The sequence below is a fragment of the Dolosigranulum pigrum ATCC 51524 genome (assembly GCF_000245815.1).
Classification (GTDB): domain Bacteria; phylum Bacillota; class Bacilli; order Lactobacillales; family Carnobacteriaceae_A; genus Dolosigranulum; species Dolosigranulum pigrum.
On record NZ_JH601104.1, the window covers coordinates 258,517 to 281,185 of the forward strand.

Here is a 22,669-nt window from a genome sequence, read left to right on the forward strand (position 1 = left end):
CCTTATGAGACGTCCTTTTTTCTATTTCTCAGTTGCTGATGCTTGTTCTTGACGACTAGCCGCCAACATCGCATCCGATATTTTCTTCAACTTCTCTTGATTCGTGAACGTTCCGGCCAACAGATCAGGCAAGATCGAATCGATAAAATAGCGCACACTAGCTAACTCTTGGAAATCCAGAATAATCCGCAACGAATCCTCATAAATCTCCGTAAACAACTCTTCCGGATTTCCCTTCTGAATCTCGCCGAATGACTCATACAACTGGTCCACCTTATCCGCCACTGACAAGATCTTCCCTTCCAGCGTCTCATCCTTCCCTTCCTTCAAGCGGTCCTTATACACCGCCTGGAAGCGCTCAGGAATCTCTTCTTCAATAAAGTTAAACGTCATCCGCTCCTCGACCTGTCCCAACTTCTCGCGCAACTTCGGATCCGCATACTTCACCGGCGTCTTGATATCCCCGATAAAAATCTCCGGATAATCGTGATTCAGTGCCTTCTCATACAATAACTTCCAATTCACCTCGGTACCTTCTTGTTCCTCAACGGTCCCCAAGAACTGCGCAATCTTCGTCACCTTGAATGAATGCTCCGCCACCGAATGCTCCTCAAACTTGAACTTCCCCGGACACCGATAAATCTTCTCCAAATCAGTCAAACTCTTAAAATACGCATGCATCCCCATCGTTATCATCTCTCCTTCTCACTGAACATTATCTATTTCCAACCATTATACCACCGACCATTCACCCACATCAAGACGAACAAAAAGCTTCCAGCACCTATTGGCTAAAAGCTTTTAATTATTCCTAATAATCCGAATATTAATCGTTCCATCGCAAATAAACTCTGAACTTGATTTTTCCGAAAACCAGTCTCTTGATATACTTGTTCAATCGCTTTTCTTGCTTCTTTAGCATCCATTTATTTCGCTCCTTTTAATTTATGCTAAATTTTACAGGTTTGCGATAGCCAGCGTGTTTAGTCAAAAACTGCTCCTTCTCTGAGTGATCATTTAGATCATAAAACGCTCCAAAATAGTGAATAAACTGCTCTTTATTACGATTATCTCGATCTGCATATTCATCTAGCATCTCTTTAATCATCTCTAAATTCGCTGTCTCATCATTCATCGTATCATACACTGTCCGCTCGAGCGACGTTACTCGAATCGGGTATCCCATCGAGCTGTTGACGGTCATTATTTCATCAGCTGATAGATTACAATAATTCACTCGAACTGGGTAATCTGTCTGAATAACGGTTGAACTATCTTCAGGTAACACCATATATAATTGAAATGGAAGGATTGTAGATAAAAAATGATAATACACTGCGGTATCTTTTGAAAAGACCATATCTGGGTACTTTAACTGCAATAAGTAATCTTCATCTTGGTAATCGATCTCTACAATCTGTTTAGCCATCCCCAACACCTCTTTTCCACATTATAACACATTCCATTCAAGGCTTCATCCCTACAATCTTAAGGCTCTACCAGCTATGCCATTAAGAACCCGCTAACGGAAACGGCTTACAGTTGCAATAACCATTCATTTACGGCATACTGAAGATAGTAATCCATAGACAATGAAAGGAGTCTAATATGAATACAACAATGTTAGAAGACAAGAAGTTTTGGGGAATGGTGGGTTTGCGTCTCATTCCGATTATTATTTTCCCGATGCTATCATGGTGGGCGATGGCTAATCCATTCGTAGTCCTTGGCGTTATTATGGAGATGAATGTGTGGGCACTTGTTAGTTTCCTCATTATTGGCGCACTACTCATTTGGCTGATTAATGAGGCACTGATCTATTTAACGGCCAACTATATGCTGCATAACGATCACAAGCAGCCCTCCTCACGCTGGCATTTTGGTGAAATTTTCGCCAACTTCTCCCTCACACAGTATGCCCAGCATCTACTAGCTAGGTTCGTTATTTTGCTTATTCCAATCGGGGCAATTATTCTTAGCTTCTTCCTCGGACGCAGCTTAATCACCAAAGAAGTGATCAATGAATTATCCTTTATCATGATGCAACAATCAGGTGGACCTGCCGAGAGCTTCGACTATGCCTTCTCTCCTGAAGTAGCTGGACGCATTGGCTTGCTGTTGCTTATCTTGGCTGTTCTGTATATCGTCTACCTCATTATTGCAGTGAAATTTACACTGACACCTTTTGTCGCAGCTGATGACCGCCAGCGTTCAACCGGTCAGTTCATTAAAGAAACCTTCTATGCAACAAAAGGGCATTTCTGGTTAGTCTTCGCGAAGCTCCATATTGTACTCTTCATCGTACAGTTCGGTATCCGCTATGCCTTGCAAGAGGTCATGATTGGCACTGGTGAACCGACTACGATGACTCATATCATTTACTGGCTGGGAACCACGATTCAGCTCCTATTCAGCATTATTTATCCGTTAATCATTACCCATGACTTCTACCGTCACTTCTCTCGGGAACAAGACTTCTTAGTCGATTATGACCAAGACATCATCACGGAGCAACCAACTCACGAATAACTTCCGCTAAAAAAATCCACAGGTCAGTTGTGACCTGTGGATTTCTCTATCTCTATCATATTCATCTAAATATCTAAAAAGCGACGAATGGACCGCGCTGAGCCAAGACTACCGATAACAACACCGATACCAACAATTACGGCAATTAAGTAATACAAGAACGGATCTGGTGGCAGCAAGCTAAAGTAACTGCCGGATAAGTAACTGGATAAGATTCGGTAGACATTCACATAACTATAACCTAAGATCCCCGCCGGAATGAGTGAACCGATCAGTCCAATAATCGCTCCTTCAATCAAGAACGGCCAGCGAATAAACCAATTCTTCGCCCCCACCAACTTCATAATCTCTACTTCCGTACTGCGGGAGAAAATCGTAATCCGAATCGTATTGGAAATCAAAAATACCGCTGTAAAAATTAAAATAGCAATAAAGATTAATCCGTAATTACGCATTTTCTCAGTTAACTTGAAGAGTTGATCAGCCCGAGCTCCGCCGTAGTTCACATCCTTCACGTAATTAAGTGGTTCGATCTGTGAAGCGACCTCAGCTGTCATATGAGGTTCCGTTGCTTCAACGATGAAGACATCATAGAGCGGGTTCTCATCCCCTTCGAAGAGATCGAACATATCCCCGTACACGCCGATAACATTATCTAATTCATTATCACGGCTGGAGAAATCAATATGCTCTACTTGCGGAATCGCAGCAATCTGATCATAGAGTTCATCCTCAGCTGCTTCATCCGCGGCCAAGTCAATCGACACACGAATCGTCACATCTTCTTCCACATCAGTTGCAAACTTATTAATATTGAAAACTGTAGCAATCAACCCCCCAATCAGCAAGAGCGTAATCGCCACCGCACTGATCGACGCGATCGTCATCCACCCATTGCGCTTCAGACTGCGGAAGGCCTCCTTAATATGCCAGAAGAGCGTCCTAATTTTCATAGAGATATTCTCCTTTCTCCTCATCGTGCACGATACGGCCACCTTCAATCGCAATCACACGATGCTGCAGTTGGTTAACGATATCATTATTGTGCGTCGCCATAATGACCGTCGTCCCCTTCGCATTAACCTCTTCTAGAATTGCCATAATCCCCTCAGCCGTCTCCGGATCCAAGTTCCCAGTCGGCTCATCGGCAATCAAGATATTCGGCGTATTCGCAATCGCTCGAGCAATCGACACTCGCTGAATCTCTCCACCTGAGATCTCATCTGGGAACATCTTCGCCTTATCAGACAACCCCACAAGATCCAGCACATCTGTCACACGTCGCTTAATCTCCCGTGGCTTCTTCTCGATTACCTTCATCGCGTACGCCACATTCTCATAGACTGTCAAGCGCGGCAACAACTTGAAATCCTGAAAAACTACTCCAACATCTCGTCTGAGCAGTGGAATATGCTTATTCTTAATTCGCGTAATATCCTTATTCCCTACCTTCACCAGTCCTTGTGTCGGCGTCTCTTCCCGATAAATCAACTTAATGAACGTCGACTTCCCTGCCCCACTCGGCCCGATCAAGTAGACGAACTCACCACGTTTAATATGCACATTCACCTTATTCAGTGCCGTAATCCCATTATCATAACGCTTCACAACATCTTTCATAATAATCATCGAACACTCACCATCTCTCTTCTATATGTACTCACTATTCTTACAAAAATGACAAACAGACTCACCTTACCATCTTATCATAGACTGCCCTGATCCAACAGATGCGAAGAGTTACAATTATATGTCAATCTTACAACAATCTTCCCATCCCTTGTAACATGCGTAAAAAGCACCTACCCTAATTGGTAAATGCTTCTTAAACAAACCACTGCCATAACCAGCTAATACTCCCTTAATACACCACATCGCCATCTCGTGCTGAGATGACTTCTCCCTGATAACATTGCTGGATCTCACGGATCATCTCCCGCTCGCGGTCAAGCTCCGAGATGACCTGTCCCTCCGCATCCGGCACACGGAAGAACAACTGATGATTCAAGACCAACGTCCGTGGCTTGATCTGACTCGCCAGCTCGCCTAACTGCACACTGGACGTATGCACGCTGGTATGATATCTCTGCCAGACTGGGCTACGCTGCTTCACCCCTTGTGCAGAGAACACCTCATGCACCAGAATATCACACCCCTGAGCCCACTGAATAATATTATCAGTTGGCGTCGTATCTCCAGAAAACACAATCACCTTATCCGGACACGTGAACTTGTAACCATATGCTTCGAATGGTGGATGATTGACCCGGAACGCTTCGACCGTCACCCGCTCATCTTGATAGATGATCCCTTCATCAATCTCTGTCACCTCTACTTGAATGCCCACCTGATTGGCCTGCTCCAAGCCATCCTGCCGTGACTGGATATCCACCGCATAAGCCTTGAGTAAGTGATCAACCATCGCCTCCGTGCCAGCCGGTCCGAACAACTTCAGCGGCTCACTACGCTTCAATACCCACGGCGTCAAGATCAAGTCTGGCAAGCCCAACGTATGATCCGAGTGCAAGTGCGTCAAAAACCCTCGCGTCAACTTCGCAGTTGCCAACGCCTCAATCCCACGCGCCGTCATCTCTGCTGCTTGCCTCACCAACCCCACACCAAAATCCACCAAATACGCTTGTCCATCCACAATCACGGCCGCACACGGTCCCATCCGTTCCGGCGTTGGATTCGGCGTCCCCGTCCCCAACATCACCACTCGCGACTCCCTCATCACAACCACTCCTTCTCAACATGAATTAATTCTATTATAAAACACTCCCACCTATTTTTCATTAAAATAGCAAAAAGCCACCTGACCATGCATATACATGCACAGCCAAATGACTTCTTGTGAGCTATTCAGTTACTGAACTTTAAGTGATGTTATTTAGTCACTACAGTTAACACTTGAAATATAAATTTTTCTCTAGTCAAACTGACTTATTTAAAAATCTTCAAGGGTCCGAAAAGACCTTTAAGTCCTTCAACTGAACTTCTATGCTGATCTGTTTTGACTAATTTCTCTAATTCCAATACTTGTTCTACAAATTCATAGTAAGTCTTTTTGTATTCAGCTGTAGCAGTTGGTTTCCCATCATTGTCCTTATTTTCGTTAGGTAGCGTCTGTAATAGTGGTACTAATTTTTTGGCTTCCTCTAATTTACTTTCAAAAGTAACTTTTGGAGTAGCATTTTCTGTTTTATCATCACTATCATCAGCTGGCAAGACATTTTTTTCTTCATCAGTTGATGGTGGAGTAAAATTTCCATTTAGACTTTTTAACTCCTTGAGTATAGCGGTTTTTTTAGCTAGTAAAACTGCATCAGTAACTTTACTCAATTTTTCTTTAATAGCAGGAATTACTTGTTCCTTGGTTAATTCTCCATTTTTTGTTCTTGCAAGGAACGTTTCTGCATCTAATAAATCAGACAATTCCTCAATTTGTTTTTCTGACTTAGTCACTTTTAATAGATCTAGATAGCATTTTTTCTGATCAGAATTTAACGATTGTATTGTATCTATAGAGTTTCTCAGAACTTCTTTCTTTTCTTTTAAATTTTGTGCTTCTTCTGGTGTTTGAGGCTTTTCAGTTGATGGGATTTGCTTTTTTCCGACAGGCGATATTTGAGCTTTTTTGCTAATAACTTTGGCTAAACGGTCTTGCAATTGTTTAATTAGCTCGTCTTTATCTGCAATCAGCTTACCACCTTCTGTTGTTTTCAGTGCCTTTGCCAGTGCTTCTTCAGCTGCCTTGATATGTGTACCTTTTTCAGCTTTGTTGACAAGGACTTCTGCTGTTGCGACTTGGATGATATCGTCAACTTTTTGTTCATATGCAGGATCATCATTACTAATTTGGTCGAGTGCTTTTTTGTAGACATCGCGCCGTTCTGGCATCAGGTCCGTGCCAAATCCTTTGTCCACATAATCTTTCGCACTTTCTTTAGCTTCTTCCGCGGGGGTGACTTCTTCGTAGCTATATTGGTCTCTAATCTTCGCAAGAAGAGCTTGTAAGTCCTTGACCATATTTGTAGCTTCTTGTGCCTCTGCTTCTGGAAGGGAGCTGATGTGTTGTTGGATCTCAGCTAATGCCATCTCTAATTCAGTCGCTTTGGCTTGGATGCTCTCCAGTAAGTCTTGATCTACTTCGCCACCTGCTGCTTCGTCTACTTTTTTCGTCAAGTCCAGCAATTCGTTTAATGTTTTATTAGCTTTGGCTTCTAAAGTATCGTAAGCGTCGTTTTGTTGTTTTTTATAGCGAGCATCATCTTGTTCTTGTGCTTTTGTGATGATGAAGTCAATATCGCCTACATTGTCATAGCTATTCACGCGATCGATTAAGTCTTGCTTCTCTTTTTCAGAGAAGTTTTTTAGTTCCGCAATATCAGCTAGTGCGCCTGCTTTCGCACGGTCTAATTCTGATTCTTCTGGCTGTTGTGGTTGCTTATCATCTGTGCCCGGTTTATTGTCGTCAGCTTCTGGCTTGAGTAAATCTTCAGGGTTAGCATCCTGTGGTTTACCTGCTTCTGGTAATGTGTTATTCGGTTGTTTCTCTAACTGTTCTTCGATTGAATGCTTATGATTCTGCTGACGGGTTGCATTTTCTTCCTGTGCATCCATGACAATCTTGGTCACTTCTTCGGTCGTTTCTGCATTGTTAATATCTGTTTCGATATCTGACATTTCATCCGCGGTGAAGTAACTTAGCTCTGCAATAGCTTCAAGTGCCTGTGCTTTCGCAATATCTCGTTCGATATCTGCTTGTGGATCAAGAATATCACCCGGGTTAGCATCCTGTGGTTTGCCCGCTTCTGGTAATGAGTGATTTGGATTTGTGCCGAATTGTAATTCCAACAATTTACGGTGCAACTGGTGACGTTTTTCGTTTTCTTGCTGGGCTTTCGTGACGATGAAGTGAATATCCCCAGTGTTGTCATAATCTTTCACCCGATCGAATAAGTCTTGTTTTTCCTTCGCGGTGAAGTAGCCAAGTGCTTTAATGTCCGCGGTTGCTTTCATTTTAGCTTGGTCGAGTTCAGATTCAGCTGGTGCTTCAGGTGTTGGCGTCATGTCACCGTCGTATGAAGGTTTGTCCGGTTGCGTTGGTGCTTGTCCGTTTTCGCCACCCTTAGCTGAGTTGACGTGTTTTTGCGCTTCTTCCAAGATACCTTCGATCGCTTTCACACTATCTGCTTCATCAACTCGTTTAATATAGTCTACTTTTTGGTGATCGTATAAGTTGCCCAGTTTATTGATCAACTGACGGGCATGATCTCTGGCAATTTTAACGAAGCGGTTTGGTGCTGGTGTTTCATTTACGACGTTTTCAGCTTCTGCATGAATGGCTTCAACTTCTGCAACGTTTGTGGCAGCTTCGACTTTTGCCAAGTAGTGCGTTTTTTGATCGTTAGTTAAGTTGGTTAAGTCCTTGATCAACTGACGAGCACGGTCTTTCGCCACCGCAACATAACGATTAGCTTCTTCTTTTTGTTGAGTTGCCATCTCAATAGCTTCATTGTAGACCACTTCGACTTCCTCGACACTCGTAGCCGCCTCAACTTGTTCCAAGTAGTCCGCTTTTAGTTCGTCGGTTAAGCCGTCCAAGCCATTGATTAAATTGCGTGCTCGATCTTTAGCCACTTCAACATAACGATCTGTACTGCTTGGGGCAATGGTTGCTGTGAAGCTGTTGTGATTATTGAATTGAATATTTTCTAAGGTGTAGCCCGCTTCACTCGCGTACATACGGAACGCTTTTTCGGCTTCATTTGCATTTATATATTCACCGAAGAACCCATCCATTTTCTTGCCCGTTCCCGCTTCCATGTAACTGAACTGGAAAACAGTCTTTTCAGCTAATGCTTCGGCATTATCCCCATCCTCTGACAAGAGAATATCTTCTTCTGCTCGGCGCTCAGCCGCCTCTTCATCAGTGAAGTCATCTGGTAGATTGTCCTCAATATCTGAATCCACTTCTTCTGCGTTTACTGCATTCGCTTGCCCCCAGAACAAGACCGTTCCTAGTGCGACCGATGCCAATCCCACACTCAACTTCTTCAGCGTATATCGCTTATTCTCATTCGCCTGACGACGGAACTGCCCCGTCTTGTTGTTTTTACCCACCATTGTGTTATCCTCCAAAAAATTTATTTTTATTTCCAATATTATACAGACACTTTTTTGATGTCCAACGAAAAAAAATACGACTTCTTGTATATTTTTAATTTTATTTACAACTTTTAAGTTTAATTATTCCGAAATAAAACTGTCATTAACGTCTATTTTACACCTGCATAATATCTGAACTTTCAAAAAAATGTATTAAATACTTCCCCATATGACACGAAAAATACTTAACTGCCCCACCATCCAACCGTTCCTTTACTGGGAACTCTCCTCATTTTCAACTACATAAGCAAAAGTCATCCAGCAGCAACTACTGCTGAATAACCTTTGAGCTCATAACCATATTTCAGAAACTTATTTTAATCCTGGAATTTTATCGTAATTATTTTTCACGATATCTTTGAATGCTTGCACAGCATCTTGATTTTTCTGGTTTCCTTTAGCTAATTCTTCCCACTCAGTAATTAATTTCTTGATTTCTTTCGAAAGCTTAATAATTTCATTTTGTTGTTCTTGAGTAGCTACTGGCTGGCCCTTTTCATTTTTATTCAATTTCTTATGAAGTTCGCCCCATTTTTTATTAGCTTCAACTATTTCTTTGCGTTTATTTTCAAAAGATTCTTGTAAATTTTTCACTGATGGTTGTTTCTTGTCCATATGTTTTCCAGTAACTGCATCTAATCGTTGTTGCAAGCCTTGGAGTAATTGATCTTTATTATCCACCAATGATCCGGTTGTATTGTTTTTAGCTTCTTCTAATGCCTGAATTGCTCGGTTAGTATGTTGTTTTGCCCCTTTTTCTACCTTATTAACGAGTGCTTCAGCAATTGCTACTTTTACAATAGCTTGAATTTTTTGGTCGTAATCTTCATCTTCATCACTAATTTGATCGATAGCTTTTTTGTACGCTTCTCGCCGACTTTCATCTAAATCTGTTCCGAATGCTTTATTAATGTAATCCTTAGTTTCTTCTTTTGCTTCTTCAGCCGGTGTTGCTTCTTCGAAACTGTATTTTTCTTCAATTTGATCGAGAAGTGCTAATTGTTCTTCCAATAATGTTACTGCCTCTTGAACTTCCTCTTCAGGTAAGTTAGCGATATGCTCTTGGAAAGCATATAACGTTTCTTTTAACTCATGCACTTTTTCTTGAATCGCTTCTAGGACTTCTTGGTCAACTTCTCCATCTTTTGATTCATCTACTTTTTGCTTTAATGCGAGTAATTCTTGTGTCAATTTTTCAGATTTTAGCTGTAATGCATCGTATTCATCTTGTTTAGTGAATCGGTTCAAACGACCTTGCAAGCTACTAATTAATTTGTCTTTGCCGTCAATTAATTTTCCACCAGCTGTTTCTTTCCCCGCTTCGTTCAATGCATTCTTCGCATCCTCAACATGTCTTCCAGCTTCTGCTTGTTTAACAAGTATTTCCGCAGTAGCCACTTTCATAATGTCTTCAATTTTTCGCTCATAATCTGGATCATCATTTGAAATTTTATCAATAGCTGCTTTATAGCGATCTTTACTTAAATCTTGATCACTGTACGCATGACTAATGTGGGCTTTCGCTTCTTCTTTATAATCAGCAACAATTACGTCGAAAGTCAAACTCTTAGCGGTTGATTCTTGTGCTTCTGACCATGAGTTGTTCGGATTAGTAGTTAGCTCTGTTTCAATTAATTGTTTGTGAGGAAGTTGTGCATCAACTACTTTAGTCAATCGATGCTCTAACCCCTGGAGCAAGTCAGCCGCTCCTTCAATAATTTGGCCATTAGCTACAACTTGTTTAGCCGTTTGAATGGCGGTTTTTGCTCGATTAACATGTTGGTGCTGTCCTTTTTCTACCTTTTTAACTAATACTTCAGCCCCAACGACTTGGAAGATATCTTCAATTTTTTTAGTATAATCAGCATCATGGTTGCTAATCTTATCAATGGCATTGTGGTATTTAGTTAGTTGATCATTTTCTAAATTACCAATATAAGCACGATTTAAGTGAGCTTTTGCACCATCTTTTGCTTTCTCAGCTGGTGATTTATGTTTCTCGATGACTGTATTTAGTCGCCCTTGTAAGTCTTGAAGTAATTTATCTACTCCGTCAACTGATGTTCCCTTAGCAATAACCTCTTTTGCTGTTTTCAATGCTTCTTTTGCATGTTTAATATGTTGAACTTTTCCACTTTCTACTTTTCCAACAAGTACTTCTGCATTAGCAAGATGCAAAATGTTTTCAATTTTCTGCTCAATATCTGCACCATTACCGATATTGTCGATGGCCTTACCATATTTAATACGTTGCTCTTTCGTTAGATCTTTCACGTATGCTTGTTCTATATAATGTTTTGCTCCAGTTTTTAATTCTGTAATTGCTCCGTTTGTTTCGGCTGATTGATCTATATTAATTTCAGTGCTGACTTTATTTTCTATCCCTGTCTGAGACTGTTCTTCTGGGACTTCTGCAGGATCTTGTTGCTCTGGTGTGCCAGTTACTTCAGGTGTTTCAACAACTGAAGACTCTACTGCCGGTGTATTCATTTCTTCTGTTTCAACAGTCGGTTCTTGTACTTCCTCACCTGCTTGTACTGCAGTTGTTGCCTCCACACCTTCTTCGAGTTCAGCTGCACTGACTGCGTTCGCCTGACCTAAGAATAAGATAGTGCCTAGCGCGACGGAAGCTAGTCCGACACTTAATTTCTTCAGTCCAAATCGTTTATCTTTCATAGCACTTTGGCGCAGTTGTTCTTGTTTATTGTTCTTTGCTAACATTTTCTTCCTCCAGAAATTTTATTTTTATTATTCCTATATTCTACACAGATTTTTTTGATTATCAAAGAATAACTCGTGACCAAATTGTATATTTTGAATGTGATAAAGCATTTAAATATTTAATTAATTTAAATAAATTATTTCTAGAGTCTTCTCATTTTTTATTTTTGGTAGAATGATTTTAACGTTTCTATTTTTTAAGAGAAATAAAAAATCGCTCAACAATGCATATATTTGCATCGCTGAACGAAATTTATGAACTATTTTATCATTAGATTGTTTATTTGTTTGCAAGAACATTTTGTGAACAGAGCGTTTATTGTTACTTCGGATTATTCGCCTGCAATTCGGCTGCGGAGATACCCTTCGATGAATGGATCCAAGTCACCATCCATAACGGCATCGGTATTGCCGGTCTCGATGTCGGTGCGGTGATCCTTAACCATCGAGTAGGGGTGGAAGACATAGGACCGGATTTGCGAGCCCCAACCGATTTCTTTTTGTTCGCCACGCAACTTCGCAAGTTGGGCTTCTTTTTCTTCTAGTTCGCGCTGATAAAGTTTAGCCTTCAGCATGTTCATTGCTTGTTCGCGGTTTTGCAGTTGGCTACGGCCGGACTGACTCTGAGCGACGATGCCAGTCGGTTCGTGGGTGATTCGAACAGCGGATTCTGTCTTGTTAATATGCTGGCCTCCCGCTCCACTCGCTCGGTAAGTATCGATTCGAAGCTCATCTGGTGATACGTCGATTTCGATGGAATCGTCAATCTCAGGAGCGACATCGACGGAGACGAAGGACGTATGGCGACGGCCACTGGAATCGAACGGCGAGATCCGAACGAGACGGTGGACGCCTTTTTCAGCCTTCAGCAGACCGTATGCATTGGTGCCCTTGACATATAAGGTAACGCTCTTAATGCCAGCTTCTTCACCGCGCTGGTAGTCTAGTGTTTCATAAGTAAAGCCTTTATTCTCAATATAACGCGTGTACATCCGCAGCAACATCTGACCCCAATCCTGTGATTCAGTCCCGCCAGCTCCGGGATGCAGTTCAATAATGGCATTGTTGGCGTCATACTCTTCACTGAGCAACATGCGCAGCCCGAAGTCATCCACACGATCTTGCAAGTCTGACATGTTCGCTTCAAGCTCCGCCTTCAAATCAGCGTCATTCCCCTCTTCTAACATCATCAGAATCGCTTCTTGCTCTTCTAAGAGAGCTTCAATGTCCGTGAATTGTTCGTATGTCTCCTTCAGTTCATTCGCCGCATCGATTACTTCCCGCGACTTCTCTGGATCATCCCAGAAGCCCGGGGTCGCCATCTTCTCGTCATACTCAGCAATATCAGCTTCCATCTTCTCGAGGTCAAAGAGACCCCCTGAACTGCTCTAACGTCTCCTTCGCCTGATCATATGCCTTCTGTAATTCGTATAATTCCACTAAGGTTCCTCCTTTGTAAGAAAGACCCCTCTCATCATGAGAAGAGTCTTTCGCATCATTCAATTTGTTGTAATCTGACCAAAACATTTAACGTATTGGTAAATCACTCTCTTTACACAACGGTCAATAATTTTAAACCTACTTATCAACCTTTTTAGTGTCATAACCAAAACTTTTAACGTATAAATTTTGAAAAAAATTAACGTAATTCTGTTTTTACGTCTTCATCACGGTTGTATTCTTCGTCGGCTGTCTTAATTTTTGGACGGCTGGCTTTTTTACCTTTACCATCTGCGGTTGCTTGTTCACGTTGTAGGTTTTGGCGGACTTGTGATTTCATCAAGAGTCGAGTGACTTCATATTCAATCTCACCAATCATCTCTTCGAAGAGACGGAAGCCTTCTTGCTGGTACTCAGTCAGTGGGTTAAACTGCCCGTAAGAACGGAGCCCAATCCCTTGACGGAGCTGGTCCATCTCATCGATGTGATTCGTCCATTTGCGGTCAACCACACGTAAGACGACAACTTTTTCGAATTCAAGCACTTGTTCGTCTGACTGCATTTCGGCAATTTTTTCGTGATATTCTTCTTTCGCGCGTTCGAAGAGGTATTGGCGCATTTCTTTTGGCTTCTTGCCGACTAGGTCTTCTTCACTGATGCTATCTGGATGCAATAAGACGTTGTGAGCAAATTCGAGAATAGCTTCTAAGTTCCATTCTGATTTCTTATCGCCTTGGGTATTGATATCGACATATCGGTCAATTGTACGGCGAATCATCGGGTTAATGACGTAATTCAACGATTCATCTTCCATAATAATCTCTTGGCGTTGGTCATAAATGACTTCACGCTGCTCACGCATGACATCATCATACTTCAAGACGTTACGACGGGTATCATAGTTGTTCCCTTCGACACGTTTCTGCGCTGATTCCACTTGACGGGAAATCATTCTACTCTGGATGACGGCATCATCACCAGATAGCTTCAACTGGTCGAGAACGGCTTGGATTCGCTCTGAACCGAAGCGGCGCATTAAGTCATCTTCTAAGGACAAGTAGAATTGAGAGACACCTGGATCTCCTTGACGACCGGAACGTCCACGTAACTGATTATCGATACGACGTGATTCGTGACGCTCGGTACCGATAACAGCTAATCCACCCAGTTCTTTCACGCCAGGGCCTAATTTAATATCGGTTCCTCGACCGGCCATGTTCGTCGCAATCGTGACGGCCCCAGGTTGCCCGGCTGTCTTAACAATTTCGGCTTCACGGAAGTGGTTCTTCGCATTCAAGACTTCGTGCGGTACGTTCAATTCTTTCAGATAGTTACTGATGACAACAGAGGTCTCCACAGCAACCGTACCAACTAGTACCGGCTGCCCTTTTTCGTGGCGTTCGGCGATGTCTTCTGCCGCTGCTCGGAACTTACTGTCCAACGTTGGATACAATAGATCATCCTTGTCATCACGTGCAATCGGACGGTTCGTTGGAATGGCGATAACATCCATATTATAAATTTCACGGAATTCTTCTTCTTCGGTTTTCGCTGTACCGGTCATTCCCGATAGCTTAGCGTAACGGCGGAAGAAGTTCTGGTACGTAATGGTTGCCATTGTTTTGGATTCTTTTTGAATTTCGACGTCTTCTTTAGCCTCAATCGCTTGGTGCAAGCCATCAGAGTAACGACGCCCATCCATAATACGTCCCGTGAACTGGTCAACGATCTTGACTTCATCTTCGTGAACCACATAATCCTTATCGAGAATCATAATGTAGTTCGCACGCAAGGCTTGGTCTAAGTAGTGAATTAAGGCTTGGTTCTCAACGTCATATAAGTTCTCGACGCGGAAAGCTTTCTCTGCCTTCTCCATTCCTTCTTCGGTTAAGTTAATAGTCTTAGAGCTGATGTCGATGTAGTAATCTTCATCTTCTTTCAAACCTTTGACGAAGAAGTCACAACGCGTGTAGAATGAGCTCGACTTGTCCGCTGATCCGGAAATAATGAGCGGTGTACGGGCCTCATCAATTAAGATCGAGTCCACCTCATCCAGAATGGCAAAGTTCAACTTACGCTGTACCATTTGTTCTTTATACACGACCATATTATCACGTAAGTAGTCGAATCCAAGCTCACTGTTCGTTGAGTACGTAATGTCGCAGTTGTAGGCTTCTCGCTTCTCTTCTGAGCTCTTAGAGTTGACGTTCAAGCCAACTGTCAAGCCCATCCAACGATACAATTCACCCATCTCATCCGCATCACGTGTCGCTAAGTATTCGTTAACGGTAACCACGTGAACACCTTTACCCGAGATGGCATTCAAGTATACTGGAAGAGTTGCGGTTAAGGTTTTCCCCTCACCGGTTCTCATCTCAGCAATATTCCCACCGTGTAAGGCCATTCCACCCATTAACTGGACGCGGAAGGGGAACAAGCCTAAGACACGCTTGGCTGCTTCACGAATAACCGCGAATGCTTCAACCATTAAGTCATCTAATGTTTCTCCATCGGCTACACGCGACTTGAATTCTTGCGTCTTCGCCTTCAGATCTTCATCCGAGAGCGCTTCGATCTCCTCTTTCAGTGCATCTACTTCATCCGCTATCTTGTTATAGCGTTTTAACATCTTCTTATCATTATCAAAGAGATTCTGTACCAATCCCATGCTCACTAGCTCCTTCATCACATATTTATATCTAAAACAGTTATCATGCATACTTACTTATCATACCACGCTTTCCCTTAGAAAAAAAGGAAAATACGTGATATTCGTAGTCTTCACTATCTTATCATAGATACGCCCAGAAGTTAAGCAACTCGCGTTCTAGATTATGCGTGGAGCTAATTCATGTCAGAGGCTTGGAACAAGTACTTCATATTGCGGATAAAAACATACCCAACCATAACTGTCGCGAAGATTACTTCTAAGAGAGCAATCATGCGTAAGGCTGGCCAGATACCGCCTTGCCCCGCCGCTGCTTTTAGTGCCACGCGCAAGGATAAGGCCGAAATCACGAACGGGAACGTAAAAGCTGAAAACCCTGGGAAAAATTGTTTCGTCATAATTTTTGGTAATCTGCAGAGAACATAAATAAATAGTGCCTGAGAGACAACCATTAGCAAGTAGAAGATGATTTTGCTCCCTTCAGGAAAGCTACTAACATATCCGGCAAGTAAAAGAGCTGCTGGAGCGGCGTTGATCGCTATACTCGACTGAGCTGGGAGCGGGAATTGTTTCGTCACTAAGACCCGGTAGAAGACAATAGGCAACAACATAATATAGGTCACTAATCCCACAATGAAGGCAACTTGTCCGGACAACAGCGCATTGAACAACGGTGCAGTCACACTTACGACGACAATCCCCACATAGACGATATACCAGCTGGGGAAGACATTCATTCGATCAAAGTTAAAGACAAATCGCTTCGTGAAAGCGACGGCAATAAAGATGTGCAGTAGAATGAAGATCATCCAGATTATGCGTGCCAAGATTGCAGACAGAGGCATTACATAGGTAGCTAAGAGCATCCCCGCCATACTGAATGTGCCAAAGACCGACATCATAACCGGATGTTTCATCTTCTGCTTAAACTGCTCCGTATGCTGGAACATATAGATACTGACCACTACCATTAACCCCAAGGACAGCGCACCACATAGATACCGTGCCCACACACTGAACTGTCCGAGTAAATTCCCTAGTGCCGCCAACCCTAGGGCCACACCTGATAATGGCACAATTTCCTTCTTCGCTAATTTCATCTGTTATTCACTCCTTATATTAATGTATTGCTTTTCATGTGTATTTTATCACATGACAGTTGCTTTTTAAATGATTATGAGAGATTTCTTCTAGTAATAATAGTTTGTAATTAGGGGTGATTTTTTGTATAATATCTATGTAGTGAAATATTGAACAACAGAGAGGAGGTCTACTATGAACATCTTAAATCATATTCCCCGAGCACTACCGACAACGAATGATCGGAAGCAGATTGACTTCGAGAAGGACAAGGCAGAGAAGCTGGCTGTGAACTGTATAACAATCTCGGAAGATCCCGTGATTGCTCCTAAGATCGATAAACCGTTAAGTGAATGCCGTGTTGCCCTCGTCGCAACGGTGGGGATTCATACCAAGGATGATACGCCATTCATCATTACAGGGGATCCATCCTACCGTATTGTACCAGGTGATGTCTCGTATGATGACTTAATGATTACTCACGTCCGCTATCCGAACCAAGCTGCGCACGAAGACTTGGATTGTGTTTATCCAATTAACACCCTTCGTAAGATGAGTGATGACGGCACGATTGGTTCCTTCGCTCCACGAAACTTTGGGTTAATGGGGCACATTCCCCGCGTCGATGTGCTTATTAAGCAGTCAGCAGTTGAGATAGCTGATATGCTGGAAGAAGATGAAGTTGATATTACGGTGTTGTCTCCGGGCTGATTCATGTGCCATCAATCCGTTGGGTTGCTGCAAAGAGAAATTGAGTCTCGAGGCATTCGTACCGCTTCTGTGATGCATGTTCCGAACCTTGCTGAGAGAGTAAGACCTCCTCGCATGTTTATCGTTGATGCCCCACTTGGCTGTACGTTCTCGAAACCGTATGACTTCGAACAACACGAAAATATTATGGCTGACGTGCTTGATTTTGCGATGCACGGTGGTGAGATGGATTACTTCATCTCTCCTTACAAATGGGACGACGATAATGGCGGTCTCATCTACCAGCCAGATAACCAAGATAACTAAATCAACCCCAAAAGAGATTAGCGCTATGCTAATCTCTTTACTTAATAACTATATAGATAGAGAGGCGGTTCCTTAGTATGACACATTCGATAGGCTCGCCTCTTTTTCCCCACCAGAAAGGAGTCTGTCATGATTTATCTTGACAATGCTGCAACAACATTAAAAAAGCCCCCTGCTGTATTGGAGGCCGTGCAAGAAGCAATGGGGTCTTTCGGTAATGCCGGACGCGGGGGCAATGATGCGTCACTCAGCTCATCACGTATTATTTTCCAAGCGAGAGAAGCGCTCAACCGGTTAGTCGGCGGCACCTCTTCCCGCCAAATCGTCTTCACACATAATGCCACTGAAAGCTTAAATATCGCTATTGGGGGCTTACTAAACCCGGGAGAGCATGTCATTACTTCTGTGCTCGAACATAATTCCGTCTTGCGCCCCTTAGAAGCGTTGAAAGCATCTGGCGTTGAAGTAAGCTATCTGCCCATTAATGATGCGGGCGAAGTGCAAGTTGACAAAATTCCCACGCTTATCCAAGACAATACTACTATGATTATCCTTGCCCACGGATCAAACCTAACCGGAAGTATTATCGATCTCGCTTATGTAGGTGAATTAGCTGAGCAATATGGGCTTCACTTTGTGGTCGATGCTGCTCAGACACTTGGTGCTGTCCCGATTGATGTACAACAGATGCAGATTGATGTACTCTGCTTCACTGGGCATAAAGGCTTACTGGGCCCGCAAGGAACTGGCGGACTCTATGTACGTGAGGGCCTCGATATCCGGCCGCTAAAAGCTGGTGGGACTGGATCTGAGTCACATCAGTTAACCCAACCTACCCAAATGCCGGACCGTCTAGAAGCCGGCACGCTTAATAGCCACGGCATTGCTGGCTTACATGCTGCGGTGAATTATTTGCTCGATTATGGGGTAGATCAGATTCAGCAGCACGAACGAGAACTGACCGCCTATTTTTATAATGGGATAAAGGACTTGGACAATGTAGTATGTTATGGTCCAATGCAGGCAACTTATCGCTGTCCAATTATCACACTCAATATCGGTTCAGTTGATTCCAGCATTATCTCCGACCGATTACTTAGCGACTTCGATATTGCCACACGTTCCGGAGCCCACTGTGCGCCACTTGCCCATGATGCGTTAAGCACCTCTGAACAAGGCGCCGTCCGCTTCAGTCTCTCCCACTTCACAACGACCGAGGAGATCGACCAAGCGATTGCTGCCATCCACCAACTTTCAAAAGAATACAGCAAGTAACTAATCCCACCCCTGTTTGCGTAAGAAGGCAATCAAATCATCAGCTAACTGACGATTCATAGCAGAAGTGGTTAAGATATGACCGGCTTCTTCATATAAGGCTAGTCGGGCGTTCTCCACAGTGGCTGTTAATTTTTCGGCATTGGCCACTTCAACCATATCATCCACCATCCCTTGACCGACAAAAATTGGTTGGGGGATTTTTTCATAGTTGGGAATCATCGTGTCGATGAGAGCTTCTAAGTCTATTAGTAGCCGATCGAGCTTCTTCTTCGCTGCTTGCTGTTCTTTAGCTAGATTAGGCACCAAGCCTACTTGATCGTTGGCCGCCACGCGTTCAGCCACTTCTTCATAAATGGCAGTCGTCTCCCACTTCTTGAAGGCGGGAGCACTTAGAATGCCACCGCATGCGATGTCCGGCTGATCTAAGAGCAATTGCAAGGTCAAGAGCCCTCCTAATGATTGACCCATGACTGCCATCTCCTGACAGCCTTCTTCGCGCAAGAACTGGACCGCTTCTTGGACATCAGCCGTCCAGTCTGCCACCGATGACTTCAGCAGTGACAGCATGCGCTCTTGATCATGTCCACTTAGACAAGGTGCATAGACCGTCCACCCTGCTTTTTTCAGACGATTAGCCAGGTAGAAGACGACATTCGGAGTATGGGTCAGCGAATGGAGCAGTAAAACACCATTCGCATTGCCAGGATAATAAATAGACGACACCAGTTTTCCTCCTTAACTTTGGAACAATAATTTATTCGGGTGTTCAAGTAATTCTTTCAAGAACGCCATCGCAGCGAAAGCATCCTTCCGATCAACCACCCGATAATCGACTGTCAATGATAGGGGTAAGGTTGGTTGCGCGACAACTTCTCCTTCATAAATCACTGGCTTGTCTTCAATGGTGCCCAACCCCAAGCAAGCAGATTGTGGATAGTGAATCATCGGTGTGAAGTGGCCCACTTTTGAACTAATATTAGAACAGTCGGTAATGGTAATCGTGCCTTCTGATAAGTTATCCCACTCAAAGGTACGTGTCTGGACATCTTTGGACAGCTGCTTAATCGTCTCTTGGATTGTCTCTAATGATTTCTGCTGAGCATCGTGAATCACCGGCGTGAACATCCCTTGTACCGTATTCACGTCAATACCGACACTGCAGTAATCTTTTTGGACGAAGGTAGCCACACTATCATCAAGCGAGGCATTCAACCGCGGGAACTTCTCGGCAGCAGCGACGACTGCCTTCACCACAAATGGTAAGTAGCTATCTAACTCGATTCCATCACGTTCATAGTCGTCCATCATCGCTAACAAGGCACTAGCATCCACTTCTTCGAACAGCGTGAACGGCGGTACGATGCGATGTTGCATCTCATACGCTGAAGCATTCCACTTCCGAATATAACTAAGTTCGATCTCTTCTTGTTCATCTTCACGCGTACTACTATAGAGTGGCGCATATTGGTCAACTGGCTTGAATGGATAGACTGACTTCTCAATCGCATTTTGCTTCTTCAATGTCTCGATATCTTCTTTTTTCACAATATCACCTTCTTGATTAATTTGGGTCAAGTCAATTCCTAATTGGCGGGCATAAGCACGCACGTGGGGCATTGCTTGGATTTTTTTCTTCGGTTGTTCTTGGACGTTATCATGCTTCAATTCAAAGTCAGTATTATAATACTGCGCAAAATATTCTCGTCGCTCTTTTTCAGCTGCTGATAGCTGGGGCGTAGCGTTGGGCTGTTCAGCCGTTGATCGAGGTGGTTGCGTTTGGTCTTGTTCAGGTGCTGTCGATCTCGCTTTTGCGCGACGTGTTGTTTTGTACTGGGCTTTCCCTAATGAGTGCTTGCCCGTTTGTGAATCAGAGGTCGTCTCTGGCGCGTTGTTCGGTGTTTTATCTGTATTTTTAGGCTGTTTTTTCTCTGATTTGCCAGAGTTAGCTTTAACGGTTGCACCACCCACTCCAGATGGGCCACGGTAGACCCCAGAGTCATTACTCAGATCGGGTGGCGTATCCGAACCATCATCAATTAAGACAAGCGGATCCCCCTGATAGACAAACTCGCCTTCCTTCATCAAGATGTCCACCACTTTCCCCTCAACGGGAGATTGCAGTTCTCCGGCTGCTTTATCCGTCTGCATATCAGCAATTATTGTATCCTCAGTAACAGACGATCCTTTATTCGCAAGTATATTCACCACTTGAGCTTCGAATAACCCTTCGCCCAATCGTGGCAATTTCAGTGTGTAGACCATCTTGATCCCCTTCTACTACATTCTCTATTTTTAAAATTGATCAACATCGAACAAATCACCCTATCACTAAACAGGGCTAAAACATATCCCCACTGTTCAGTAATTTATTCTCTCAGTTCATTTAAATCATTTCAACTAATGCTTGGCAAATTTTCCCGCTATCCGCTTCAAGTAAGGTCCGCACATCGAATTGGACTTTCCCATCCGACGTCCGAGCAATAATAGGGAATTCTGCCTGGCGCAGTTTTTGCTCCAACGTGCTCTCAGAATAATCTGGATGGCTAATTTCCACTAAATGAGTCGCTAGTCGGGCTTCGGGGAAAGCCCCGCCTCCAACTTGAGATTGGCCCTCTTTAATATTTACTTGATAGCCTTTATTCAGCACTCGAATGTCGTCCGCCAGCGTTTGAGCTTTACGAGCGAGCTTTTCTTCTGACTGGCCTAACATCTGGAGTAACGGAATATCTTTCATGGCCTGCTCCGGCTTCAAGTAAGCTTGTAATGTCGCTTCTAATCCAGCAAGGGTCATCTTATCGACACGCAGGGCTCGCAGCAACGGATGGCGCTTCAATTGGTCAATATATTGCTTAGTCCCGACTAAGATACCGGCTTGAGGTCCGCCTAATAATTTGTCCCCACTGAAGCTAACTACATCATAACCAGATGCAACGACTTCAGACACAAGCGGTTCTCGCGGTAAGCCGAGTGGTTGCAGATCGATCAGCAGACCACTTCCTAAGTCATTAAAGGCCGGCAAGTCGTGTTGGTGCGCTAACGCGACTAGATCTTTATCATCGGGCACTTGGCTGAAGCCAACAACCCGATAATTACTTGTATGCACCCGCAATAGTGCACCCGTCTCTTCTGTGATGGCACGCTCATAATCACGTAAGTGGGTCTTATTAGTTGCGCCGACTTCCTTCAGACGAGCACCGACACTCTCAATGACATCTGGCACACGGAAAGAACCGCCAATCTCAACTAATTCTCCGCGCGAAATCAGCACCTCTTGACCTTGTGTCGTCGCTGTCAAGAGCAACATAACGGCTGCCGCGTTGTTATTGACCACTAAGGCGGCTTCTGCCCCGGTCAATTCTTTTAGCAAGTCTTCTATATGGGCATAGCGACTGCCCCGTTCACCCGCCTCAACATTGTACTCCAAATTACTATAGCGCGCGTTCACTCGCTGGGTTGCTTCGACGGCTTTGTCAGATAATAAAGCTCGCCCAAGATTCGTATGCAGAGCTGTTCCCGTCGCATTAATCATCGGGCGTAAGTTAGGACGTTTCTTTGCTGTCAGCTTGCGTTCGGCAATCGCAACCACCGCCGAGTGAGAGATATCTACGTCTTCACCGGCTAGTATCGCTTGTCGTACTTGATTCAAGGCTTCGTTCAAGTAATTCTTAACGTAAGGACGGTCGAACACCTCGAACCATGGCGCAACCGCCACATCTTCTAATAACTCATTCATCTTCGGTAATTGACTTAACTTCTCTTGCACCG

General features: G+C 43.6%; 18 protein-coding genes. 4 read left to right on the forward strand and 14 right to left on the reverse strand.

Annotated elements, in window-relative coordinates; all coding sequences use genetic code 11:
- Nucleotides 1–21: 21 nt before the first annotated feature.
- The 3 genes from HMPREF9703_RS08155 to HMPREF9703_RS08160 all read right to left on the reverse strand — a co-directional run bounded on the left by HMPREF9703_RS08155 (nt 22) and on the right by HMPREF9703_RS08160 (nt 1,429).
- Nucleotides 22–687, reverse strand: coding sequence for an HD domain-containing protein (locus HMPREF9703_RS08155; RefSeq protein ID WP_004636969.1), 666 nt, complete (start codon nt 685–687; stop codon nt 22–24).
- Nucleotides 688–791: 104 nt separating this feature from the next.
- The gene (locus HMPREF9703_RS09245) at nt 792–926 is read right to left on the reverse strand and encodes a hypothetical protein (RefSeq protein WP_004636970.1); all 135 of its coding nucleotides are present in this window, start codon (nt 924–926) and stop codon (nt 792–794) included.
- A 14-nt stretch (nt 927–940) separates the two neighbouring features.
- Nucleotides 941–1,429: a type IV toxin-antitoxin system AbiEi family antitoxin domain-containing protein gene (locus HMPREF9703_RS08160; RefSeq protein ID WP_004636971.1), complete on the reverse strand. Its 489-nt coding sequence runs from the start codon at nt 1,427–1,429 to the stop codon at nt 941–943.
- A gap of 179 nt (nt 1,430–1,608) precedes the next feature.
- Here HMPREF9703_RS08160 and HMPREF9703_RS08165 point away from each other — a divergent pair, with 179 nt between their 5' ends.
- Nucleotides 1,609–2,529, forward strand: a complete 921-nt coding sequence (locus tag HMPREF9703_RS08165) for a hypothetical protein (protein ID WP_004636972.1) — start codon at nt 1,609–1,611, stop codon at nt 2,527–2,529.
- 65 nt (nt 2,530–2,594) lie between these two features.
- On the opposite strand, the gene ftsX is transcribed toward HMPREF9703_RS08165, so the two are convergent.
- From ftsX to HMPREF9703_RS08205, 8 genes are all read right to left on the reverse strand, one after another.
- Nucleotides 2,595–3,482 (reverse strand): permease-like cell division protein FtsX, encoded by an 888-nt coding sequence (gene ftsX / locus HMPREF9703_RS08170; RefSeq protein WP_004636973.1) that lies wholly within the window; start codon nt 3,480–3,482, stop codon nt 2,595–2,597.
- On the reverse strand, nt 3,472–4,158 hold the full coding sequence (ftsE, locus tag HMPREF9703_RS08175; protein WP_004636974.1) for a cell division ATP-binding protein FtsE: 687 nt from the start codon (nt 4,156–4,158) through the stop codon (nt 3,472–3,474). Before ftsE ends, ftsX begins: the two co-directional genes overlap by 11 nt.
- A gap of 232 nt (nt 4,159–4,390) precedes the next feature.
- A complete protein-coding gene (locus HMPREF9703_RS08180; RefSeq protein WP_004636975.1) occupies nt 4,391–5,263 on the reverse strand; it encodes an MBL fold metallo-hydrolase in 873 nt (290 codons plus the stop codon).
- 209 nt (nt 5,264–5,472) lie between these two features.
- Nucleotides 5,473–8,658, reverse strand: coding sequence for a YSIRK-type signal peptide-containing protein (locus tag HMPREF9703_RS08185; RefSeq protein WP_004636976.1), 3,186 nt, complete (start codon nt 8,656–8,658; stop codon nt 5,473–5,475).
- Between the two features lie 354 nt (nt 8,659–9,012).
- Nucleotides 9,013–11,421, reverse strand: a complete 2,409-nt coding sequence (locus HMPREF9703_RS08190; protein WP_004636977.1) for a YSIRK-type signal peptide-containing protein — start codon at nt 11,419–11,421, stop codon at nt 9,013–9,015.
- Nucleotides 11,422–11,753: 332 nt separating this feature from the next.
- Nucleotides 11,754–12,861 (reverse strand): peptide chain release factor 2 gene (gene prfB / locus HMPREF9703_RS08195; protein WP_244304312.1). Its coding sequence is split into 2 segments (ribosomal slippage): nt 11,754–12,788 and nt 12,790–12,861, totalling 1,107 coding nucleotides; the frame shifts between segments, so codons are not numbered across the junction.
- 199 nt (nt 12,862–13,060) lie between these two features.
- Nucleotides 13,061–15,529, reverse strand: a complete 2,469-nt coding sequence (gene secA / locus HMPREF9703_RS08200) for a preprotein translocase subunit SecA (RefSeq protein WP_004636979.1) — start codon at nt 15,527–15,529, stop codon at nt 13,061–13,063.
- A 176-nt stretch (nt 15,530–15,705) separates the two neighbouring features.
- Complete coding sequence (locus HMPREF9703_RS08205) at nt 15,706–16,629, reverse strand: TDT family transporter (RefSeq protein WP_004636980.1); 924 nt, start codon at nt 16,627–16,629, stop codon at nt 15,706–15,708.
- 175 nt (nt 16,630–16,804) lie between these two features.
- On the opposite strand from HMPREF9703_RS08205, the gene HMPREF9703_RS08210 reads away from it, so the two are divergent.
- The 3 genes from HMPREF9703_RS08210 (at nt 16,805) to HMPREF9703_RS08220 (ending at nt 18,901) form a co-directional block, all read left to right on the forward strand.
- Nucleotides 16,805–17,320, forward strand: a complete 516-nt coding sequence (locus HMPREF9703_RS08210; RefSeq protein ID WP_004636981.1) for a glycine/sarcosine/betaine reductase selenoprotein B family protein — start codon at nt 16,805–16,807, stop codon at nt 17,318–17,320.
- Nucleotides 17,321–17,434: 114 nt separating this feature from the next.
- Nucleotides 17,435–17,626: a hypothetical protein gene (locus HMPREF9703_RS08215; protein ID WP_143333751.1), complete on the forward strand. Its 192-nt coding sequence runs from the start codon at nt 17,435–17,437 to the stop codon at nt 17,624–17,626.
- Between the two features lie 129 nt (nt 17,627–17,755).
- On the forward strand, nt 17,756–18,901 hold the full coding sequence (locus HMPREF9703_RS08220; RefSeq protein WP_004636982.1) for an aminotransferase class V-fold PLP-dependent enzyme: 1,146 nt from the start codon (nt 17,756–17,758) through the stop codon (nt 18,899–18,901).
- On the opposite strand, the gene HMPREF9703_RS08225 is transcribed toward HMPREF9703_RS08220, so the two are convergent.
- The 3 genes from HMPREF9703_RS08225 to selA form a co-directional block, all read right to left on the reverse strand.
- Nucleotides 18,902–19,627, reverse strand: a complete 726-nt coding sequence (locus HMPREF9703_RS08225; RefSeq protein WP_004636983.1) for an alpha/beta hydrolase — start codon at nt 19,625–19,627, stop codon at nt 18,902–18,904.
- 12 nt (nt 19,628–19,639) lie between these two features.
- Nucleotides 19,640–21,166, reverse strand: coding sequence for a dihydrolipoamide acetyltransferase family protein (locus HMPREF9703_RS08230; protein ID WP_004636984.1), 1,527 nt, complete (start codon nt 21,164–21,166; stop codon nt 19,640–19,642).
- 121 nt (nt 21,167–21,287) lie between these two features.
- Complete coding sequence (gene selA, locus HMPREF9703_RS08235; protein ID WP_004636986.1) at nt 21,288–22,667, reverse strand: L-seryl-tRNA(Sec) selenium transferase; 1,380 nt, start codon at nt 22,665–22,667, stop codon at nt 21,288–21,290.
- Between the last annotated feature and the right edge of the window lie 2 nt (nt 22,668–22,669).